This is a genomic window from Lutibacter sp., assembly GCF_046055765.1.
Taxonomy (GTDB): Bacteria; Bacteroidota; Bacteroidia; order Flavobacteriales; family Flavobacteriaceae; genus Lutibacter.
Genome location: NZ_JASFZF010000024.1, coordinates 78,440 through 98,059, shown reverse-complemented (window position 1 = coordinate 98,059; position 19,620 = coordinate 78,440). Strand labels below are relative to the sequence as shown.

The following is a 19,620-nucleotide window of genomic DNA, read 5'->3' as shown; positions in this document are numbered from 1 at the left end:
AACAGATGAAAGTACATCATATTCCTTTTCAAGATACAGGATATTTTTCGAAAATAATTTGCGATTATTTAGATAAAAAAACTGAACTCTCTCAATTTTATGAAAATTTTCCAGATTTAGAAGGATTTAAAAAGCAACTACTTTTAAGATCAAAATTCGAAATTAACAAAAGAAAATTTTTAGTTGAAGTACTTAATAAACAATATAACTCAACAAATGTAAGTGAGTTAACATTAAAAAATATTCAATCATTAGCAAAAACAACTTCTTACACAATTACAACAGGTCATCAACTAAATATATTTACAGGGCCGCTGTACTTCTTGTATAAAATTATAACCGCTATAAATTTAACCAAAGTTTTAAAAAAGGAGTTTCCTAGCTATAATTTTGTACCTGTATATTGGATGGCTACGGAAGATCACGATTTTGAAGAAATTAATTATTTTAATTTTAAAAAACATAAAATAACTTGGAATAAGCAAAGTAGTGGTGCTGTTGGAAGACTAGAAACAAAAGATATTGATCAAGCTTTTGATGAATTTTCAGCATTAGTTGGCACAACAAAAAATGCAACTTTTTTAAAGGAATTATTTAAAAATGCTTATTTAAATCATTCAAATTTAACAGATGCAACTCGCTATTTGGTAAACGTGCTTTTTAGGGATTATGGATTGGTAATTATTGATGGAGATGATACACAATTAAAACAACAATTTGTACCAATTATAGAAGATGAATTATTAAATAATACATCATTTAACAAAGTTTCAAAAACAAATAAACTACTAAGTAAAGATTATAATATTCAAGTAAATCCAAGAGAAATAAACCTTTTTTACTTAAAAGATAATTTACGTGAACGTATTATTTTTAAAAATAACCAATACATAATTAATAACACAATTATTTCTTTTTCTGAAGAAGAAATTTTAAACGAATTATCAAATTTCCCTAATCGTTTTAGCCCAAATGTAATTATGCGACCATTGTTTCAAGAAATGGTGTTACCTAATTTAGGTTATATTGGCGGAGGTGGAGAGCTAGCTTACTGGTTTCAATTGAAGCATTATTTTGAAGCTGAAAATACACCATTTCCAATTTTATTATTACGAAATTCTGTTTTGTTAGCTTCCGAAAAACAAGTGTTAAAGAGTACTAAATTAAATATTTCTTTACAAGAATTATTTATAAATCAGCAACAATTAATTTCGAAAAAAATTAAAGAACTTTCAAAAATTGATATCGATTTTTCTAAGCAAAAAGAACATTTAAAACAGCAGTTTATTCATTTAAAAGAATTGGCAAAACTGACTAACATTTCTTTTTTAGGTGCTGTAAATGCACAAGAGAAAAAGCAACTCAACGGACTTAATAATTTAGAGAAAAGGTTGTTAAGAGCTCAAAAGCGTAAACTTTCTGATGTTGTTGAAAGAATTAGAATTTTACAAAACGAGTTATTTCCAAATCAAAGTTTAGAAGAACGTACACGTAATTTTTCAGAAATGTACCTAAAATTAGGTGATGATTTTATACCAATGTTGGTGAAAGCTATTCAGCCTTTACAATTAGAATTTAGTATTATTGAATATTAAATTCGCTTGTAAAATGTAATTTTACCGTTGGATATTTACGCTGTGTCATTTGAATAGTAAATTCAGAATCGGCCAGAAAAACTAATTGACCTTGTTTGTCTTTAGCTAAAAAACGTTGTTTTATACGTTTAAATTCTTTAAATTCTTCATTTTTAATATCCTCAGGTTCAACCCAACACGCTTTATGAACAGGTAAATTTTCGTAACTACATTTTGCACCGTATTCATGTTCTAAACGATACTGAATTACTTCATATTGTAAAGCGCCAACAGTACCAATAATTTTTCTTCCATTTAAATCTAATGTAAATAATTGTGCCACACCTTCATCCATTAATTGATCTAATCCTTTATATAATTGCTTAGATTTTAGAGGATCCGCATTGTTAACATAACGAAAATGCTCTGGAGAAAAACTAGGAACCCCTTTAAAGTTTAGTACTTCTCCTTCAGTTAAAGTATCACCAATTTTAAAATTTCCAGTATCTTGAAGTCCAACAATATCACCAGGGAAAGATTCATCAACAATTTCTTTTTTCTCGGCAAAAAAAGCATTTGGACTAGAGAATTTCATTTTTTTATTATTACGAACATGTAGATAAGGTGCATTTCTTCTAAAAGTACCAGAAACAATTTTTATAAATGCCAATCTGTTTCTATGATTAGGATCCATATTTGCATGAATTTTAAAAACAAAACCAGTCATTTTTTCTTCTTTTGAATCTACCAATCGCTCTTCAGACATTTTTGGTTGTGGAGAAGGAGCAATTTCAATAAAACACTCTAATAACTCTTTTACTCCAAAATTATTTAAGGCTGAACCAAAAAACACAGGTTGCAAATCACCGTTTAAGTATTCATCTTTATTGAAATTAGGATACACTTCAGTTACTAATTCTATTTCTTCTCTTAGTGTTTCAGCAGAAGTTTCGCCAATAATTTCATCTAATTCTGGAGTAGAAATATCTGTAAATTCAACACCTTCGGAAACTAGTTGCTTATTGTCTCCAGAAAAGAGGTTAATTTTTTTTTCGTAGATATTATAGATTCCTTTAAAATCGTAACCCATTCCAATTGGGAAACTTAAAGGAGTAACTCGTAGTCCAAGTTTTTGTTCAACTTCATCTAATAAATCAAAAGCATCTTTACCTTCTCGGTCTAATTTATTAATAAAAACAATCATTGGTATTTTACGCATTCTACAAACTTTAACTAATTTTTCAGTTTGTTCCTCTACACCTTTAGCAACATCAATAACAACAATCACACTATCTACAGCTGTTAAAGTTCTAAAAGTATCTTCGGCGAAATCTTTGTGACCAGGAGTATCTAAAATATTTATTTTTTTATCTTTATAAATAAAAGCTAGTACAGAAGTTGCTACAGAAATACCACGTTGACGCTCAATTTCCATAAAATCGGAAGTTGCACCTTTTTTTATTTTATTATTTTTTACCGCACCCGCTTCCTGAATTGCACCTCCAAAAAGAAGTAACTTTTCAGTTAAGGTTGTTTTACCAGCATCAGGATGTGAAATAATTCCAAAAGTACGTCTGCGTTGTATTTCTTCTAAAAAACTCATGAATTAAATTTTGAGGTGCAAATATATGCTTTATAGTTCGAAAGTTGAAAAGTTTGAAAGTATGAAATTTAATAAGTATCATTACATTTTGTAAATTTGTTGCAATTGAAAATAATATGAGAGAAGAACAGGTAATTTTAGTAAACGAAAAAGATGAGCAAATTGGTTTAATGCCAAAAATGGAAGCTCATGAAAAAGCCTTGTTACACAGAGCATTTTCGGTATTTATTTTTAATGATAAAAACGAATTAATGTTGCAACAAAGAGCCGCAGATAAATATCATTCTCCTTTGTTATGGACAAATTCTTGTTGCAGTCATCAAAGAGATGGTGAAAGTAATTTAGAAGCCGGAAAACGTCGTTTACAAGAAGAAATGGGGTTTGTTTGTGAGTTGAAAGAAGTTACTTCATTTATATATAAAGCTCCTTTTGATAATGGTTTAACGGAACACGAATTAGATCATATAATGATTGGTTATTATAATAAAAATCCTATTATAAACAGGGAAGAGGTTGAAAGTTTTAAATGGATGACAGTTAAAGCTGTTAAAAATGATATCACAAATAAACCGAAAATTTATACCGAATGGTTTAAAATAATTTTTAAAAAATATTATAGTTTTATCACTAAAAAATAATTGTATGAAAGTTACTGTAAATAGAAAAGCACATTTTAATGCAGCACATAGATTGTACAATACTGAATGGACTGATGCGCGCAACGCTGTAGTTTTCGGAAAATGTGCAAATCCAAATTATCATGGGCATAATTATGAGCTAATTGTTTCAGTGAAAGGTGAAATTCATCAGGAAACAGGTTTTGTTATGGATATGAAAATTCTAAAAAAATTAATAGAAGTAGAAATTGAAGATAAATTTGATCACAAAAATTTAAATGAAGAAGTAGAGGCTTTTAAAAAACTTAATCCTACAGCTGAAAATATTGCAGTTGTAATTTGGAATAAATTGCGTTCAAAAATTGATATAAGTTTAGAACTTTCTATCACACTTTATGAAACGCCAAGAAATTTTGTAACCTATTCTGGTGAATAAAAAAAGCTATCTAAAAAAATAAAAATTCGTCAACCTGAACTTGATTCAGGTTCTTATAATTAATAGTGATTAATTAGATGAGATTCTGAAATAACACTTCAACAAACTCAGTGTGACATTATTCAGAATGGCGGTTTATTTTTTAGATAACTTCTTAATTAAAAATATTATTTTTTCTTACAGGTGTTCAATCCGAAAATTGGGTATAATGGACAAAAACCTACTAAACTAGTTAATACAAAAATACCAGCAAAAACTAATAAAACAATAGCTAGTGTACCACCACTAATAATTCCTTGCCAATATAAAACGGCAATTACAACTGCAATTAACACTCTAATAATTTTGTCGATAGATCCCATGTTTTTTTTCATAATAAATAAGTTTTAGTTTAAATTTGGTTCGAAATTACTTTAAAGATATGCATTTTGCAGTGACTATAGTCACCACTTACAAAATTTCAATTTGGTTAGAGTGTTGTTTTACTTTATGCTCACCTTCTAATTTTTTAATCAATCGACTGATAACTTCGCGTGCAGTACCTAATTCATTTGCAATTTGCCTGTGTGAAATTTTAATTGGATTTTTTTTGGTAAATTCTTTTTTCTCAACCAAATAATGATACAATCTAACATCTAATTTATCAAATAAAAGATGATTTATTGTTTTTAATAATTCACTATATCTAATATTATATTGTTCAAAAAATAACTGATTAAAAGTAGGAAATTGCTTTACCCAAGTACTAACTTTTGAAACTGGTAATAAAATAACGGTAGTTTTTTCTTCTGTAACAGCAAATACTTGACTAGGAGTATTCTTTAAACTTGCAGAAAATGACATTACACAACTTTCAGCAGGTTTTATATAATATAATAATAACTCTTTGTCTTCAAATCTTGAAAATACTTTTATTAAACCTTCAAGTACAATAGGAATTACTTTAACAAATTGGCCTTCACGTAGTAATTCCGTGTCTTTTTCAAAACTTAAAACAGATGAAGATTCAACAATATTATTTAATAAAGCAGTTCCTAAAAATGAAAGTTTAGTTTTAATTAGTTCGTTTTGGCTCATTTAAATTAATAACAATAATTAATCTTTTTTATGTTTATTTAATTCGTCTTGAAGTTGCCTTCTTACTTTTTGTTCACGTTCTAATGCTTTTTTTCTATGAGATTCAAACTCGTCTTCTGTTTCTTTTAAATTTAACTTAGTTTGTTTAATGATTCCGTAACTTTGTTTAAATTTTGTGATAAAAACTACTAAAAGTAAAATTAAAATTGCAATTATTGAAAATACAATTGTTTTAAAAGTTGTTTTTCCAATTTGAATACCAAAGATAGAAATACTTTGTTTTTCTGAAGTAAGTGTATCAATTTCTCCTTGGAAATTATTTAACACAGTTTTTAAACTATCTATTGCTTTTTGTTGCGTATTTATAGTTTTGTAATTAGCTAAAATCTCATTTTTTGAAGTAGTTAATGAATCCGAAACGTTTGATTTTAATTTAGATAACCAATTAATTTCCACAACTTTATATTGTTGGTATCTATTCGATTTCTTAATTAAATAATCAAATTGATTTTTAACAGATCCTGTGTCAATAAACTTTTTTGTTATTTGGCTAAAAGTAGTTGTAGTAACTAAAAGTACTGCAATTATTAAATTTATTTTTTTTCTCATAGTTATAGGTTAGTTAGATTTATAAACGAAATCAGTTAAAACTTATTGCAATTTTAAAGGTACTATTATTTAAATCTACTATCAGATTTAAAGTGATGTTTATCAATATTATTTTTATCTGTTAGCCAACCTTTTTTGGTGTTAAATCTATTGTCAAAATCTTCAAAAAACGGTTTAATATCAAGAATAGGAGAGTTATTGATCATATCAACATCTAAAATATGAATTTTATTCTCTTCAACTTTTTCAATTTCAACAATAGAAATACCAATTTTATTTGGCCTTTTTGGAGATCGAGTTGCAAAAATACCTTTAGTAACTGTATCCATAAATGGGATTACTTCTAATTGAGGATCTGTAACTAAATGTAGCTCATAAATTAAGATAATATGTGAGAACTTTTCAATTTCTTTGATGCCAGAATAATATTCAGGATATAATTCAATAACTCCTTTAACTCCTTTTGCACCAGTTGGTTGAATAGGCATGTTTTCTAAAGTGAGCCAAGGAGTTTTTATTTTCCCTAAGATATTTAGAACAACTTGTTCAGTTTTCATGATTGTTGTTTGTCAAAATAATTATCTAGTTCTTCAATATGTAATTCCTTAGATTTTTTGTCTAAAAAAGAATATTGGAATGAATTTTTTGCTAACTCATACACTTCTTTTTTTGTTAAATTTAAGGCATGCTGAATTTCAATATAATTTTTGTTTACTTGACCACCAAAATATGCAGGATCATCAGAATTTATAGTCACTTTTAAGCCTAAATTCATCATTTTCTTTAAAGGATGATTTTTTAAATCATCAACTACTTGCAAAGCAGTATTTGATAATGGACAAACAGTTAATGCCATATCACGTTTAATAATTTCATTCACTAATTTTTCATCTTGTAACGAATTATTTCCGTGATCAATACGCTTAATACCTAAAATATCTATTGCTTCCCAAATATAATCAGCGGTTCCTTCTTCACCGGCATGTGCAACTGGAATATAGCCTTCTTTAACGGAGGCTTCATACACATTTTTAAATTTTGAAGGTGGATTTCCTTTTTCAGAAGAATCTAAACCTACAGCAGTAATTTTATCTTTATAAGGAAGTGATTCTTTCAATGTTTTAAAAGCATCTTCTTCACTTAAATGGCGTAAATAACTCATAATCAGCAATGAAGAAACTCCTAACTTTTCTTTAGCATCATCACAAGCTTTTGAAATCCCGTTAATCACAGTTTTAAATAAAACACCTCTTTCAGTATGTGTTTGAGGGTCAAACATAATTTCAGTATGACGTACATTTTGATTTGCACATTTTTGTAAATAACTATAAGTTAAATCGTAAAAGTCTTGTTCTTTAATTAATACACTAGCACCTTGGTAATAGATATCTAAAAAGTCTTGTAAGCAATCAAATTTATAAGCTTCTTCAATTTCTTCAACTGAATTAAAGGGAATTTTAATATTATTTCTTTTTGCAATTTCAAACATTAGTTTTGGCTCAAAAGAACCTTCAATATGTAAATGTAATTCTGCTTTCGGTAAATTTTCAATAAATGTTTTCATATTGTAAAATTAACGATTTAATTATTTTAATTGATATTTGTTGAAAACTTATGTATGAAAAAAATAATTATTTTAATTGTAGTAGTTACTGCTATGCTATTTCTAAATTTTAAAAGAAGTAAAATGTCTTATAAAAGAATTGAAGTTGGTGATAAAATACCATCATTTACATTAAAAAATCAAGACGGAGATTTATTTACAGTTGATAATTCAATTGGAAAACCGATGGTAATTTATTTTTATCCAAAGGATGATACTCCTGGTTGTGTAAAAGAAGCTTGTAAGTTTAGAGATGAATTTGAAGACTTTTTACAACTTGGAGCCTTAGTTATTGGTATAAGTGGAGATAGTGTTGAGTCTCATAAAAAATTTAAAGATAAGTATAATTTGCCTTTTATTTTGTTAGCCGATATAGATAATAAGGTTAGAAAATTATTTGGAGTACCCAAAAGTATGGTTTTTTTGCCTGGTCGTGTAACTTATGTAATTGATAAAAGTGGTACTATTCAATATATTTTTAACAGTCAGTTTGGAGCTGAAAAACATATAGAAAATGCACTTAAAAAGTTAAGAGGTTTATAAAATGTATATTAAGTTTAATAATGGTAGAATTTTATGTTAATAAATAGTTTTTTTTTGTTTTTTAAATGAATTAATTAATCAATTTCTTGTAAATTTGTATTAAAATAATAAATAAATAGTATGTCAAGTATTAAAAATTTAAAAAAGGATATTAATTACGTTTTAGGTGATATTATTGAAGAGTGTTATTCTTGGGAATTATTAAATCCAAAAGCTGATTCAAAAGGAACAGAAGCAATTATAGACGAAGCAATTATTGCATTTGATGCTTTAATTGATAAAATTAATATTAAAGATGTTGAAAATAAAAAAGCTCACTTCAAAAATATAAATTTAGAATTAGAAGAAATTGCTAATGCTTTACTAAATAAAGTAAATAAATTGAAGTAATATTTAATAAATGGTGACAATTTTTTTTATTTAAAGTTTCTTTTGTAACTTTAGTACACTAATTAAGTTTATATAACGTTCTTAATTTATTCACCAACTAAAAATCTTTTAAAATATGGCAAGAGCAATGTTTGAGTATACTAAAGCAATACTTGAAAAAGTCAGTTTCAATAAAGAATTGTTTAAAAAAGAATTAGAAAAAGCAGTTAATAGATTATTACCCTATGAAATTAAAGAATTATACTTTTGGTTAATAGAGTTTACGGTTAATAAACCAGATCTTCATAGCTGTTTGGTATTAGTAAAAAATTAAAAAAAGGAGCTTTTAAGCTCCTTTTTTTTGGTGTATAGGACTTATTATTTTAACATCATTAAAGGCAATTACACCTCTAACAATACCATCAATTACCGTTTTTAGAGCTTCAATTAGTTGAATTTTTAATTGTGATTTATGATAAATGATGCTTACTTCTCTTGCCGGCACAGGGTCATTAAATTCTCGTAAATATATTTTATCATCCTCATTTAAATCTAAAGTTTGTAAATAGGGTAATAAAGTCATTCCTAAACCTTCTTTTGAAAGTTTAATTAGTGTGTTAAAACTTCCACTATGTAGTATAAATTGCTGATTTTCAGTACCAAATGTACTACATAAATTAATAATACTCTCCTTGAAACAGTGTCCATCTTCAAGCAATAAAATATCATCAATATTTAAATTATCAATATCAATTGTATTCTTTGAGAAAAGACGGTGTTCAGTTGGTATAAATCCAATAAAAGGCTCATAGTAGAGTACACGTTCTTTAATCATTTCATTTTCTAAAGGTGTAGCTGCAATACCGACATCTATATGACCATCAGCTAATTTTTTTATAATATCTTCAGTAGTAAGTTCTTCAATTTTTAAATTTACTTTTGGATATTTTTTTATAAAAGTTTTTAAAAATAATGGTAATAATGTAGGCATAATAGTTGGAATTATTCCTAGCCTAAAGTCTCCACCAATAAATCCTTTTTGTTGATCTACAATATCAGTGATACGGTTACTTTCATCAACAATAATTTTTGCTTGTTCTATAATTTTCTTTCCTATTTCGGTAAGTTGAATAGGTTTTTTCTTTCTATTAAAAATTTGAGTGTCTAATTCTTCTTCTAGTTTTTGAATTTGCATACTCAATGTTGGCTGTGTAACAAAACAATGCTCAGATGCAACAGTGAAATTTTGATGCTCAGCTACTGCTAATACATATTTAAGTTGGGTTATAGTCATTATTATAAATATTTACGATAAAGATATTAAAACTATCAATAATGATTATACATTTTTTAGTTTATTTTTAAATAAATTTGTATTAGAAATAATAACAGTTAAAATTATAAAAATATGAGTACAACAATTTTAGGATTAGATAAGAATAAAACAGAAAATTTAGTGGTTAGTCTAAATAGCTTATTAGCTAATTTCCAAGTATATTATCAAAATTTAAGAGGTTTACATTGGAATATTAAGGGAAAGTCATTTTTTGAATTACATGTAAAATTTGAGGAGTTTTATACAGATTCTCAAGAGAAAATAGATATGGTTGCAGAACGTATTTTAACTTTACAAGGAACTCCAATTCATACTTTTGCAGAATATTCAGAATTATCAAAAGTAACTGTTGGAAAAAATGTAAGTAATGATGTTGAAGCAGTTGAATTAGTTGTTAATTCTTTATCTGAATTATTAAAAATAGAGAGAATTATTTTAAATGAATCAGATGATGCTAGTGATGAAGGAACCAATTCAATGATGAGCGATTTTATTGCGGAACAAGAGAAAACAATTTGGATGTTAAATGCGTGGTTAAATTAAACACAAGTAGTATATTAAAAAAAGCCGTTTTAGAATTCTAAAACGGCTTTTTTTAATATACATCCCAAAAAGATCTTTGCTTGTTAAGAGCTTCTTCAGATTTTTTATATTCTTCAGGGGGTGTTACTTTTAAAAATGATGGATGTTGTTCAATCTCCATTTCTATTCTTTTTACAATAGCATCAATAGTATCATTTTCATAATCAATTTTCATGGGTTTTTTAATTACCATAGATTGTAAAACATTTCGTTTTTTAATGAGTAAACCTTTTTTATCAAATGATCTTCTAAAGCCATCAATTACAATTGGAACTACTATTGGTTTGTAGGTTTTAATAATGTGTGCAGTACCTCTTCTAATAGGTTTAAAAGGTTTTGTAGTTCCTTGTGGAAACGTAATTACCCAGCCATCATTTAATGCTTTTCCAATATTGCTAATATCTGATTGTTTTACTTGGCGATTTATATTTTTACCTGCACTTCTCCAAGTTCTTTCTATAGAAACAGATCCAACATAGGCAAATATTTTAGGTAATAAACCCGATTTCATTGTTTCTGATGCGGCTACATAATAAATATTCAATTTTGGATTCCAGATGTAGCCAATATTTTTTAAAGAATCTACTCTTCCTTTTAAGGAAGCGTTAAATACATGAAACATCGCGGCAACGTCAGCAAAATATGTTTGGTGATTAGAGACAAATAAAACATTAGTTTCAGGTAATTCTCTAATAATTTCTGATCCTTCAATTTGAAGTCGGTTAAAACGTCTATAACGTCCGTGTGATACTACTCCAAAAAGACGTACAAGCCATCTTTTTAAAAATAATATATGTCCAAACGGATTTCTTTTAAAAATGGGCATTTAGGTTGGTTTGGTTTTGAATGAAATACAAATTTAAGCAAAAAAAAGTTTATAAATTTTTTAATAATTCTTTGATTTCATGAAGCATCATTGCAGTTGCACCCCAAACAACATAACTGTTTAAAAGAAAGCAAGGTACTTTAATATTTTTAGCATAAGAAGTAGATAAAGTTGTTGTTGAAATTGAAGAATCACTTAATAAATCTTTTAGTGAAATTGAGATGATTTCTTCTACTTCATGGTTTTTTATAAATGAAGGAGTTTTATTTAAGTATCCTAAAAATGGTGTAACCAAAAAATTACTTGGAGGAATAAAAACATCAGTCATTTGTTTAAAAATTTTATTTTCATTTATTAAAATTCCAACTTCTTCATGAGTTTCTCGTAATGCTGTATTTTTAAGAGAAACATCATTGATATCAAATTTTCCACCAGGAAAACTAATTTGTGATGAATGTGCACCATTATAACTAGCCCGTAAAGTAAGTAAAAAACAAGTTTCACCTCTTTTATTTGGATAAAACAGGGCTAATATTGCCGCTTTTTTAGGATTAAGAGCCTTAATTTTTTCTTGAGAATATTTTAGCCTTAATTTTGGAGCTAGATTAAATTGAGCTTCTAATCCACCAACAGATGTACTTTTAATTATCGGAATATTATTTTTAAAATGTTTGAAGTCCATCACATTTGTTGGGTAAAATAGTTGTAGTCTTTAATTATTAAATCTATAAAGTTTATTGGCTTCATTTCAGTTTTTATGCCAGTAATATTCATTATTTTTATATGCAATTTTAATATTGTTTTATGATTTCCAGTTTTTTTAGCTTTTAAATATAGCTCTTTAATAGTTTGTATGTCCTTATCATTTAACAGCGTTACTTGAGGGAATGTTGGTGTATATTCTTCAGGAATATCAACTATTAAAGTGTCTTTAATAGTTATGTTTTTCTTTTCTGAAATTACAGTTGTTCCTGCTGCTAAATCACCTAGTCGCTGTCCTTTCCCATTTAATAAAATTGTTAATAGAGCAACTGATCCTGATGCTAAGCTTATATCAATTAATCGTAAAACCCATCTAATTAAATAACTTCCAAATGTTGGTTTTGAACCATCAATTTTAGTAACTCTAATTTTAGTTATGTATTTTCCAGGCGTTTGTCCATTCATTAATGATTCAAAAAGTAAACTATAAAAAAATACAGGTAAGCTTAATAAAGCGTAATAGACGTATAATGATTCATCTAAACTAAAGCCAAGTGCATTTATTATTAATAAAATTAGAAGGTAATAACCAGCAATTATTAGCATATCTATTATAAAAGCACCAATACGAGTGCTTAGTGGAGCAACATTTTGTTTAATTGTTACATTTTGTGCAGTTTCTATATGAAAATTATCCATTTTATGTTTAATATTTTGGCTGATACAATTTGATTTTTTACATTCGTTTGCTCTTAAGGGTGAAAAAAGGGAGAACGAAGTAAAAAACAAAAGTAAAAAAAATGCGTGAAGCATCATTTGTAAAAAGAAATAAAAAAAAATGGCTTTTGTTTGAAAATGTTCTTGACAAAAAAGATCAAGTTTCTCCAGATAAGTTATCTGATTTATATATTGATATTACAGACGACTTAAGTTATGCTAAAACATTTTACCCACAGAGTAATACAGCGTATTATTTAAATTCAGTAGCTTCAAAAGCTCATCAAAAAATATATAAAACAAAGAAGGAAAGTAAAAACAAATTAGTTACTTTTTTTAAAATTGAATTTCCTCTTGAATTTGCTAAATATCATAAACAATTATTGATAGCATTTTTAACATTTCTATTTTTTGCGATTATTGGGGCATATTCTGCAGCTAGTGATGGAGATTTTGTTCGATTAATTTTGGGTGATTCGTATGTAAATACTACGCTAGAAAATATTGAAAAAGGGGATCCTATGGCTGTTTATAAAAAAATGGATGAAGGAAATATGTTTATTCTAATTACTTTAAATAATATTAAAGTTGCAATGACTGCTTTTGTATTTGGAATACTTTTTTCTGTAGGAACTTTATTTATAATGATGCGTAATGGAATTATGTTAGGCTCATTTTTATACTTTTTTTATGAAAAGGGGTTACTTTGGGAATCATCTCGTACCATTTGGATTCACGGAACCATTGAAATTTCAGTAATTATAATTGCAGGTTGTGCAGGTTTAGTATTAGGAAATGGTTTACTTTTCCCCAAAACATATACAAGATTAGAATCTTTTAAAAGAAGCTTTAAAGCTGGTTTAAAAATAATGGTAAGTACAATACCATTTTTTATTATTGCTGGTTTTTTAGAAGGTTTTGTAACACGACATACTGAAATGCCAGACTGGTTGGCATTATTAATCATAATAATATCATTTATAACAATTGTATATTACTACGTATTGTATCCCATAAAATTAACCAAACAACAAAATAAAAATGAACAATAGTATTGAATTTAAAAAAGAACGAGACTTAGGAGCAATAATAACAGATACTTTTACATTTATTCGTGAAAATTGGAGAGATTATTTTTTAACAGTTTTTAAAATAATTGGTCCTGTATTATTAATAGGTGCAGCAGTTTTAGTATTTGCTATGGTATCTTATTCAGGAGCAATTAAAGGAATTTTAACTCTAAACCAAACTGCACCAGATCCTTCAGATACTTTTAGTTCTATTTTTGGAATGCTAGGTTGGCTGTTTATGATGTTTGTAGTTTTTGGAATAGTTTATACACTATTATCTGAAGTTTCTTTGTACTATATAAAGTCGTATATAGAAAATAATGGTGTTGCTAATTTTCAGGAAGTTAAAGATAATACATTTGCTAATATTTGGAGGTTTGTAGGACTAGGATTATTGAATTTAATTGTTATTATTTTAGGTTTTTTCTTATGCTACTTACCCGGAATATATTTAGGAATTGTGTTGTCGTTATCTTTTTCAATAATAATATTTCAAGATAAAACTATTGGAGATTCATTTTTACATAGTTTTAACTTAATTAAAGGTGAATGGTGGAATACATTTGGAGTTGTATTAGTTATTGGAATATTAGTTTCAATGTTAGGCTTTATATTTTCTATACCTTCATTAATTTATCAATTTATATCTATGGGAGTTTCTATAACAAATGAAGATCCTACAGCAATTTTAGGAATTTTAGAAGACCCAATTTATTTAGTTCTTAATTTGATAGCTTATTTTGGTAAATTTCTATTTTATTCTGTCACACTAGTATCTTCAGCATTTATTTATTTTGATTTAAATGAGCAAAAAAACTTAACAGGAACTTTTGAAAAAATTGATAATTTAGGAAGATAAATTAATTAATGTTAATGAACAGAATAGTACTTTTTCTTTTGATAATGATGTCGGTTAGTGCATTTGCTCAAACCGACTCACTTACTGTTAAAAATGATAAAAAGAGTATTGTTCAAAAAAAGTTTGAATCCAATACTTTTGAGAAGTATAAAACAGATAAAAATTTTATATACGATGAAGGTGTAACTAAAGAACCTTCATTTTTTGAACGTGTTTTTAATTGGTTTGGTCGTCAGCTTTTACGTGTGTTAGAATTGATTTTTGGTGTTAAATATGCCAAAGGTGTTTTTGGAACAATTTTATCAGCATTACCTTATATAATTGCAGGTGTAGTATTAGTATTTCTACTTAAATTCTTTTTAAAAGTAAACTTAAATTCAATAGTTTTAACTTTAAAAAATAAAGCAATTGTTTCAATTACTGAAGAAGAAGAACTTGTGAAAAATAAAGACATATTAAAACTAATTGAGCGAGCAATCCAACAAAAGAATTACCGTTTAGCAGTTCGTTACTATTATCTAAATATTCTAAAACAGCTTGAAAGTAAAGAGCTTATTATTTGGGAACAGCAAAAAACAAATGAAGATTATATTAAAGAAATTTCTGTACAAAACATTCAAAATTCGTTTAGTAATTTGACAAGATTATACGATTTTATTTGGTACGGAAATTTCTCAATTAGTGAGCATGAATTTGGTGGTGTAGAAGGTGATTTTATAAAAATTAATACTCTAATTCAGAAAAAGTAATTGGATAAAAAAGGTAAAATATATATTGGAGTATTTTTTATGCTAGTGCTTGGACTTATTTTCCTTGAAGCCACTAAAAAAAAACCTATTAATTGGTTTCCAAGTTATGTTTCAACACATAAAATACCTTATGGAACCTTTGTTTTAAAAGAGGAAATAAATAAATTATTTTCTTCTGTAGAAATAGAAAATATTAAAATTCCACCTTATAGTTATTTAGAAGACACTACACATATTGGTACTTATTTTTTTGTTGATGAAGCTATAAATTTTGGAAATGCTGAGTTTTTACATTTAATGAAATTTGTTGAAAGAGGAAACGAAGTTTTCATTTCTACTCATGGAATGAATATTGATACCTTAAATTTTGAAACTGAGCGATTGGTAAGTAAAAATCTTGATGAAAAAGTGTTTTTTAAATTCAAAAATAAGGTTTTTAAAGGTAAAGAATATTCATTTGATAGGCCTTTTATTAATCAGGTATTTACTAAAATAGACACGTTAAACACAACAGTTTTAGGAATCACAGGTTATGTGAATGCAGCGAATGAAAGAACTGAAGAAGGAATTAATTTCGTTAAATTTTCTTATGGAAAAGGTAACTTTTATTTTCATACGTTTCCTGAAGTTTTTACAAATTATGCAATTTTAAAGTCACCAAATCAGCAACATACAGCTAATATTTTATCTTATTTAAGAGACGATTTACCCATTTTATGGGATTCATATTACAAAACAGGTAAAAGCAAAATTTCCTCACCTATTTATTATTTATTAAACTCAAAATATTTAAAATGGGCGTATTATATGGTTTTAATTGGAGTGTTGTTTTTTGTGATTTTTGAAGGAAAACGTAAACAACGTAGTATTCCAATAATTACACCTTTAAAAAATCAAACGATTGATTTTACGCGCACCATTGCAAATATGTATTTTGAACAACAGAAACATAAAAATATTGCTGAACATAAGATTAGTTATTTATTAGAGTTTGTTAGAACAAATTTACACATTCCAACAATATCAATTGACGCTACTTTTTATAAATATGTTGCATCGCGTAGTGGAAGTTCTTATGAAAATGTTGAAAAACTATTTCAATATTGTGAACAAATTCATTTGAAAAACCAAATTACAGATGAAGAGCTTATCACATTAAATAAAATGATAGAAAAATTTAAAAAAACAATTCAATATGGAAAATAACGATTTGAATTTTGAGAATAGAGTAGACTTAGAAAAATTAAAAAATGCCGTTACACAAATAAAAGCCGAATTAGGTAAAATTATTGTTGGGCAGGAAAATTTTGTAGAGTTGTTAATTGTTGCATTATTAGCTGATGGCCACGTACTAATTGAAGGTGTGCCCGGAGTTGCAAAAACAATTACCGCTAAATTACTTTCAAAAACAATTGATACAGGTTTTAGCCGTCTTCAATTTACTCCAGATTTAATGCCAAGCGATGTTTTAGGAACTTCAATTTTAAACATGAAAACCTCGGAATTTGAATTTAAAAAAGGCCCTATTTTTTCTAATTTAGTGTTAATTGATGAAATAAATAGAGCGCCGGCAAAAACACAAGCTGCATTGTTTGAAGTGATGGAGGAACGTCAAATTTCGATTGATGGAAATACCTATAAAATGAAACCGCCTTTTATGGTGTTAGCAACACAAAACCCTATTGACCAAGAAGGAACTTACGCTTTGCCAGAAGCACAATTAGACCGATTTTTATTTAAAATAGATGTTGGTTATCCAAATTTAGATGAGGAATTTTTAATTATAAAAACCCATCAAGATAGAAAGGGAATAGTACCACAAACCTTAATTTCAGTATTGTTAAATGAAGTAGATTTATTAGAATATAAAAACAAAATATTTGAAGTATTAGTTGAGGAAAAGATAATGAAGTACATAGCGAAGTTGGTTACAAAAACCAGAAATCATCCACATTTATATTTAGGAGCTTCACCAAGGGCAAGTATAGCGATGTTAAATGCTTCAAAAGCTTATGCGGCAATTAATGGTCGTGATTTTGTTATTCCTGAAGATATTAAAAAAGTAATTTTACCAGTTTTACGACATAGATTAATTGTAACACCAGAAAGAGAAATGGAAGGAATGACTACTGATAAAGTGATTGATATGATTGTGCAATCTATTGAAGTTCCTCGTTAAATAATGAATATAATTAAAAATACATATATTCATCAACGCTTTTTTATATACATAAGCACTATTGCTGCATTATTTTTAGTATCCTTTTGGATTCCATTATTGTATAGCATAGCTTGGTTTGTGGTAACTATTTTAGCAGTACTTTTTTTTGGTGATTTATATCTACTTTTTAATAAAAAAAATGGTGTAGTTGCAAGAAGAATTTTAACTGAAAAATTTTCTAATTCAGATGATAACCCAATCCCAATAACAGTTAAAAATAATTATAATTTTAAAGTAGAAGTAAAATTAATTGACGAATTGCCTGATCAGTTTCAAAAAAGAGATTTTGAGCAAATTTCATTTATAAATCCAAACAATGTTTGGGAATTTGAGTATAAAGTAAGACCCGTTGAACGGGGTGAGTATTCTTTTGGAAAACTGAATGTGTATGTGTCTTCTTTTCTTAAAATTATTTCAAGGAGATACAAGTTTCAAGAAAATGAAGTGGTTGTGGTATATCCTTCATTTATACAAATGAAGAAGTACGAATTTTTGGCAATGAGTGATCGTTTAACAGAATTTGGACTAAAAAAAATTAGACGAATAGGACACACTTTAGAATTTGAACAAATTAAAAATTATATTGCTGGAGATGATGTTAGAACAATAAATTGGAAAGCAACAGCAAAACGTTCTCAACTAATGGTAAACCAATACCAAGATGAAAAGTCACAACCAATTTATTCTATTATTGATATTGGAAGAGCTATGAAAATGCCGTTTGAGGAGTTAAAATTAATTGATTATGCTATCAATTCAACATTAGCTTTTTCAAATATTGCACTTAGAAAAAACGATAAAGCAGGTTTGTTAACTTTTGCTAAAAAAGTTAATACAATTGTTGCAGCAAGTAATAAAAAGACACATTTAAATACTATTAATGAAGCTTTGTACAATGTTACAACTCAATTTACCGACTCGGATTTCGGATACTTATATGCGCTTATAAAACGTAAAATCACACAAAGAAGCCTGTTAATTTTATACACAAATTTTGAACATATATCTTCATTAAAAAGACAACTTCCATTTTTAAAAGCAATTGCAAAAAATCATTTGCTAGTTGTGGTATTTTTTGAAAATACTGAATTAGATAATTTGATAAATGAAAATGCTGAAGATTTACAAACAATTTACCATAAAACAATTGCTGAGAAATTTGCTTATGAAAAAAGGCTTATTGTAAAGGAATTAGAAAGTAAAGGGATTTATGGAATATTAACAAAACCACAAAACCTAACAGTTAATGTTATCAATAAATATTTAGAATTTAAAGCAAAAGGATTTATTTAATTTGATATTTTGCTGCCATTGCAGCTCCAATTATACCAGCTTCATTTTCAGCTTTAGCAGGTACAATTTTAACACCTACATTAATTTTAGTTTCAAATTTTTCAAACTTTTTACTTGCTCCTCCACCAACAATAATTAAATCTGGAGAAACTAATAAATTAATATGATTAAAATATTTATTTAATCTTTTCCCCCATTCTTTTCTAGTTAAACCATCTCTTTTACGAGCTGAATCTGATGCGTATTTTTCAAATATCTCACCATTTTTATACAACACATGTCCAAATTCTGTATTTGGTATTAATTTACCATCTAAAAATAGTCCAGATCCAATCCCAGTTCCAAGAGTTATCATAATTACAGTTCCTTTCACGTCTTTTCCAGCACCAAAATTAATTTCAGCTAATCCAGCAGCATCTGCATCATTAACAACCGAAAAATCATTTCCGGTTTTTGCTTTAAAAAGAGTATCTACTTGAGTATTTTTCCAATCTTCATGTAAATTCCCTCCTGTTAAACATTTCCCATGTTGTAGTGGTGTTGGAAAACCACAACCAACTAAACCTTTCCAATTAAAATGGTTTACAAGTTCTTGAATGGTAGACGCAACGGATTCAGGAGTTGCAGGGTTTGGTGTTGGTATTCTATGTTTATTAGTTGTTAACTTACCAGTTTTTATATCAACTAAGGCACCTTTTATGCCAGTTCCACCAATATCAATCCCTAATATTTCCATAGAATTTCACTTTTTAATGTTTAAATTGTTTTGTTATGAATCTAATTTGAATTAGATTTTTAGATTTAAGGGTTTTATAAAATGTGCAAAATAAACAC

Annotated in this window: 24 protein-coding genes; 13 read left to right on the top strand and 11 right to left on the bottom strand. The window is 27.3% G+C overall.

Going from position 1 to position 19,620, the window contains the following annotated elements; all coding sequences use genetic code 11:
- Positions 1 to 5: 5 nt before the first annotated feature.
- Positions 6 to 1,595 (top strand): bacillithiol biosynthesis cysteine-adding enzyme BshC, encoded by a 1,590-nt coding sequence (gene bshC / locus QM495_RS02805; RefSeq protein WP_408670587.1) that lies wholly within the window; start codon positions 6 to 8, stop codon positions 1,593 to 1,595.
- On the opposite strand, the gene QM495_RS02800 is transcribed toward bshC, so the two are convergent.
- Complete coding sequence (locus QM495_RS02800) at positions 1,582 to 3,177, bottom strand: peptide chain release factor 3 (protein ID WP_408670586.1); 1,596 nt, start codon at positions 3,175 to 3,177, stop codon at positions 1,582 to 1,584. The two genes, bshC and QM495_RS02800, sit on opposite strands and share 14 nt — an antisense overlap.
- Positions 3,178 to 3,293: 116 nt before the next feature.
- On the opposite strand from QM495_RS02800, the gene idi reads away from it, so the two are divergent.
- Both idi and QM495_RS02790 read left to right on the top strand, forming a co-directional pair.
- Positions 3,294 to 3,815: an isopentenyl-diphosphate Delta-isomerase gene (idi, locus tag QM495_RS02795; RefSeq protein ID WP_408670585.1), complete on the top strand. Its 522-nt coding sequence runs from the start codon at positions 3,294 to 3,296 to the stop codon at positions 3,813 to 3,815.
- A gap of 4 nt (positions 3,816 to 3,819) precedes the next feature.
- Positions 3,820 to 4,230, top strand: coding sequence for a 6-pyruvoyl trahydropterin synthase family protein (locus tag QM495_RS02790; protein WP_408670584.1), 411 nt, complete (start codon positions 3,820 to 3,822; stop codon positions 4,228 to 4,230).
- A 167-nt stretch (positions 4,231 to 4,397) separates the two neighbouring features.
- Here QM495_RS02790 and QM495_RS02785 read toward each other — a convergent pair whose 3' ends face one another.
- The 5 genes from QM495_RS02785 to QM495_RS02765 all read right to left on the bottom strand — a co-directional run bounded on the left by QM495_RS02785 (position 4,398) and on the right by QM495_RS02765 (position 7,480).
- Complete coding sequence (locus QM495_RS02785; protein ID WP_408670583.1) at positions 4,398 to 4,604, bottom strand: DUF2892 domain-containing protein; 207 nt, start codon at positions 4,602 to 4,604, stop codon at positions 4,398 to 4,400.
- Positions 4,605 to 4,680: 76 nt separating this feature from the next.
- Positions 4,681 to 5,307: a Crp/Fnr family transcriptional regulator gene (locus QM495_RS02780; RefSeq protein WP_408670582.1), complete on the bottom strand. Its 627-nt coding sequence runs from the start codon at positions 5,305 to 5,307 to the stop codon at positions 4,681 to 4,683.
- An 18-nt stretch (positions 5,308 to 5,325) separates the two neighbouring features.
- Entirely contained in the window at positions 5,326 to 5,916 is a 591-nt protein-coding gene (locus QM495_RS02775; protein ID WP_408670581.1) for a hypothetical protein, read from the bottom strand.
- A gap of 65 nt (positions 5,917 to 5,981) precedes the next feature.
- Positions 5,982 to 6,473, bottom strand: a complete 492-nt coding sequence (gene tsaA, locus QM495_RS02770) for a tRNA (N6-threonylcarbamoyladenosine(37)-N6)-methyltransferase TrmO (protein ID WP_408670580.1) — start codon at positions 6,471 to 6,473, stop codon at positions 5,982 to 5,984.
- Positions 6,470 to 7,480, bottom strand: a complete 1,011-nt coding sequence (locus QM495_RS02765; protein ID WP_408670579.1) for an adenosine deaminase — start codon at positions 7,478 to 7,480, stop codon at positions 6,470 to 6,472. Before QM495_RS02765 ends, tsaA begins: the two co-directional genes overlap by 4 nt.
- 123 nt (positions 7,481 to 7,603) lie before the next feature.
- On the opposite strand from QM495_RS02765, the gene QM495_RS02760 reads away from it, so the two are divergent.
- The 3 genes from QM495_RS02760 to QM495_RS02750 all read left to right on the top strand — a co-directional run bounded on the left by QM495_RS02760 (position 7,604) and on the right by QM495_RS02750 (position 8,765).
- Positions 7,604 to 8,062 carry a peroxiredoxin gene (locus tag QM495_RS02760; RefSeq protein ID WP_408670614.1) on the top strand — a complete coding sequence of 153 codons (459 nt, stop codon included), beginning with the start codon at positions 7,604 to 7,606 and terminating at the stop codon, positions 8,060 to 8,062.
- Between the two features lie 120 nt (positions 8,063 to 8,182).
- Entirely contained in the window at positions 8,183 to 8,452 is a 270-nt protein-coding gene (locus tag QM495_RS02755) for a hypothetical protein (protein WP_408670578.1), read from the top strand.
- A 115-nt stretch (positions 8,453 to 8,567) separates the two neighbouring features.
- On the top strand, positions 8,568 to 8,765 hold the full coding sequence (locus tag QM495_RS02750; RefSeq protein ID WP_408670577.1) for a hypothetical protein: 198 nt from the start codon (positions 8,568 to 8,570) through the stop codon (positions 8,763 to 8,765).
- A 12-nt stretch (positions 8,766 to 8,777) separates the two neighbouring features.
- Here QM495_RS02750 and QM495_RS02745 read toward each other — a convergent pair whose 3' ends face one another.
- Complete coding sequence (locus QM495_RS02745) at positions 8,778 to 9,725, bottom strand: LysR substrate-binding domain-containing protein (protein ID WP_408670576.1); 948 nt, start codon at positions 9,723 to 9,725, stop codon at positions 8,778 to 8,780.
- A gap of 114 nt (positions 9,726 to 9,839) precedes the next feature.
- On the opposite strand from QM495_RS02745, the gene QM495_RS02740 reads away from it, so the two are divergent.
- A complete protein-coding gene (locus tag QM495_RS02740) occupies positions 9,840 to 10,310 on the top strand; it encodes a Dps family protein (protein ID WP_408670575.1) in 471 nt (156 codons plus the stop codon).
- Between the two features lie 52 nt (positions 10,311 to 10,362).
- Here QM495_RS02740 and QM495_RS02735 read toward each other — a convergent pair whose 3' ends face one another.
- Genes QM495_RS02735 through QM495_RS02725 form a run of 3 tightly spaced genes read right to left on the bottom strand, consistent with a single transcriptional unit; the run spans position 10,363 to position 12,576 of the window.
- Positions 10,363 to 11,175 (bottom strand): lysophospholipid acyltransferase family protein, encoded by an 813-nt coding sequence (locus QM495_RS02735; protein WP_408670574.1) that lies wholly within the window; start codon positions 11,173 to 11,175, stop codon positions 10,363 to 10,365.
- Between the two features lie 49 nt (positions 11,176 to 11,224).
- Positions 11,225 to 11,857, bottom strand: coding sequence for an NUDIX hydrolase (locus tag QM495_RS02730; protein WP_408670573.1), 633 nt, complete (start codon positions 11,855 to 11,857; stop codon positions 11,225 to 11,227).
- Positions 11,857 to 12,576: an RDD family protein gene (locus QM495_RS02725; RefSeq protein WP_408670572.1), complete on the bottom strand. Its 720-nt coding sequence runs from the start codon at positions 12,574 to 12,576 to the stop codon at positions 11,857 to 11,859. The genes QM495_RS02730 and QM495_RS02725 overlap by 1 nt, the downstream gene beginning before the upstream one ends.
- A 101-nt stretch (positions 12,577 to 12,677) precedes the next feature.
- Between QM495_RS02725 and QM495_RS02720 the strand changes: the two genes are divergently transcribed.
- From QM495_RS02720 to QM495_RS02695, 6 genes are read left to right on the top strand one after another with little or no spacing between them, the layout of a single operon-like run.
- Positions 12,678 to 13,646, top strand: a complete 969-nt coding sequence (locus QM495_RS02720) for a stage II sporulation protein M (protein WP_408670571.1) — start codon at positions 12,678 to 12,680, stop codon at positions 13,644 to 13,646.
- Positions 13,636 to 14,523 carry a hypothetical protein gene (locus QM495_RS02715; RefSeq protein ID WP_408670570.1) on the top strand — a complete coding sequence of 296 codons (888 nt, stop codon included), beginning with the start codon at positions 13,636 to 13,638 and terminating at the stop codon, positions 14,521 to 14,523. Before QM495_RS02720 ends, QM495_RS02715 begins: the two co-directional genes overlap by 11 nt.
- Positions 14,524 to 14,537: 14 nt before the next feature.
- Complete coding sequence (locus QM495_RS02710; RefSeq protein ID WP_408670569.1) at positions 14,538 to 15,272, top strand: DUF4129 domain-containing protein; 735 nt, start codon at positions 14,538 to 14,540, stop codon at positions 15,270 to 15,272.
- Positions 15,273 to 16,478: a DUF4350 domain-containing protein gene (locus QM495_RS02705; protein ID WP_408670568.1), complete on the top strand. Its 1,206-nt coding sequence runs from the start codon at positions 15,273 to 15,275 to the stop codon at positions 16,476 to 16,478.
- Positions 16,468 to 17,451: an AAA family ATPase gene (locus QM495_RS02700; RefSeq protein WP_408670567.1), complete on the top strand. Its 984-nt coding sequence runs from the start codon at positions 16,468 to 16,470 to the stop codon at positions 17,449 to 17,451. Before QM495_RS02705 ends, QM495_RS02700 begins: the two co-directional genes overlap by 11 nt.
- Positions 17,452 to 17,454: 3 nt before the next feature.
- Complete coding sequence (locus QM495_RS02695; protein ID WP_408670566.1) at positions 17,455 to 18,786, top strand: DUF58 domain-containing protein; 1,332 nt, start codon at positions 17,455 to 17,457, stop codon at positions 18,784 to 18,786.
- Here the strand turns inward: QM495_RS02695 and ppgK are convergent.
- Positions 18,779 to 19,522 carry a polyphosphate--glucose phosphotransferase gene (gene ppgK, locus QM495_RS02690; protein WP_408670565.1) on the bottom strand — a complete coding sequence of 248 codons (744 nt, stop codon included), beginning with the start codon at positions 19,520 to 19,522 and terminating at the stop codon, positions 18,779 to 18,781. The genes QM495_RS02695 and ppgK overlap by 8 nt on opposite strands.
- Between the last annotated feature and the right edge of the window lie 98 nt (positions 19,523 to 19,620).

Coding starts and splice junctions, on each gene's coding strand:
- QM495_RS02755 (WP_408670578.1), top strand. CDS start 8,183: ATGTCAAGTATTAAAAATTTAAAAAAGGATATTAATTACGTTTTAGGT.
- QM495_RS02700 (WP_408670567.1), top strand. CDS start 16,468: ATGGAAAATAACGATTTGAATTTTGAGAATAGAGTAGACTTAGAAAAA.
- tsaA (WP_408670580.1), bottom strand. CDS start 6,473: ATGAAAACTGAACAAGTTGTTCTAAATATCTTAGGGAAAATAAAAACT.
- QM495_RS02790 (WP_408670584.1), top strand. CDS start 3,820: ATGAAAGTTACTGTAAATAGAAAAGCACATTTTAATGCAGCACATAGA.
- QM495_RS02780 (WP_408670582.1), bottom strand. CDS start 5,307: ATGAGCCAAAACGAACTAATTAAAACTAAACTTTCATTTTTAGGAACT.
- QM495_RS02715 (WP_408670570.1), top strand. CDS start 13,636: ATGAACAATAGTATTGAATTTAAAAAAGAACGAGACTTAGGAGCAATA.
- QM495_RS02765 (WP_408670579.1), bottom strand. CDS start 7,480: ATGAAAACATTTATTGAAAATTTACCGAAAGCAGAATTACATTTACAT.
- QM495_RS02710 (WP_408670569.1), top strand. CDS start 14,538: ATGAACAGAATAGTACTTTTTCTTTTGATAATGATGTCGGTTAGTGCA.
- QM495_RS02745 (WP_408670576.1), bottom strand. CDS start 9,725: ATGACTATAACCCAACTTAAATATGTATTAGCAGTAGCTGAGCATCAA.
- QM495_RS02740 (WP_408670575.1), top strand. CDS start 9,840: ATGAGTACAACAATTTTAGGATTAGATAAGAATAAAACAGAAAATTTA.
- idi (WP_408670585.1), top strand. CDS start 3,294: ATGAGAGAAGAACAGGTAATTTTAGTAAACGAAAAAGATGAGCAAATT.
- QM495_RS02800 (WP_408670586.1), bottom strand. CDS start 3,177: ATGAGTTTTTTAGAAGAAATACAACGCAGACGTACTTTTGGAATTATT.
- QM495_RS02775 (WP_408670581.1), bottom strand. CDS start 5,916: ATGAGAAAAAAAATAAATTTAATAATTGCAGTACTTTTAGTTACTACA.
- ppgK (WP_408670565.1), bottom strand. CDS start 19,522: ATGGAAATATTAGGGATTGATATTGGTGGAACTGGCATAAAAGGTGCC.
- QM495_RS02720 (WP_408670571.1), top strand. CDS start 12,678: ATGCGTGAAGCATCATTTGTAAAAAGAAATAAAAAAAAATGGCTTTTG.
- QM495_RS02785 (WP_408670583.1), bottom strand. CDS start 4,604: ATGAAAAAAAACATGGGATCTATCGACAAAATTATTAGAGTGTTAATT.
- QM495_RS02695 (WP_408670566.1), top strand. CDS start 17,455: ATGAATATAATTAAAAATACATATATTCATCAACGCTTTTTTATATAC.
- QM495_RS02750 (WP_408670577.1), top strand. CDS start 8,568: ATGGCAAGAGCAATGTTTGAGTATACTAAAGCAATACTTGAAAAAGTC.
- QM495_RS02760 (WP_408670614.1), top strand. CDS start 7,604: ATGTCTTATAAAAGAATTGAAGTTGGTGATAAAATACCATCATTTACA.
- QM495_RS02730 (WP_408670573.1), bottom strand. CDS start 11,857: ATGGACTTCAAACATTTTAAAAATAATATTCCGATAATTAAAAGTACA.
- QM495_RS02735 (WP_408670574.1), bottom strand. CDS start 11,175: ATGCCCATTTTTAAAAGAAATCCGTTTGGACATATATTATTTTTAAAA.
- bshC (WP_408670587.1), top strand. CDS start 6: ATGAAAGTACATCATATTCCTTTTCAAGATACAGGATATTTTTCGAAA.
- QM495_RS02725 (WP_408670572.1), bottom strand. CDS start 12,576: ATGGATAATTTTCATATAGAAACTGCACAAAATGTAACAATTAAACAA.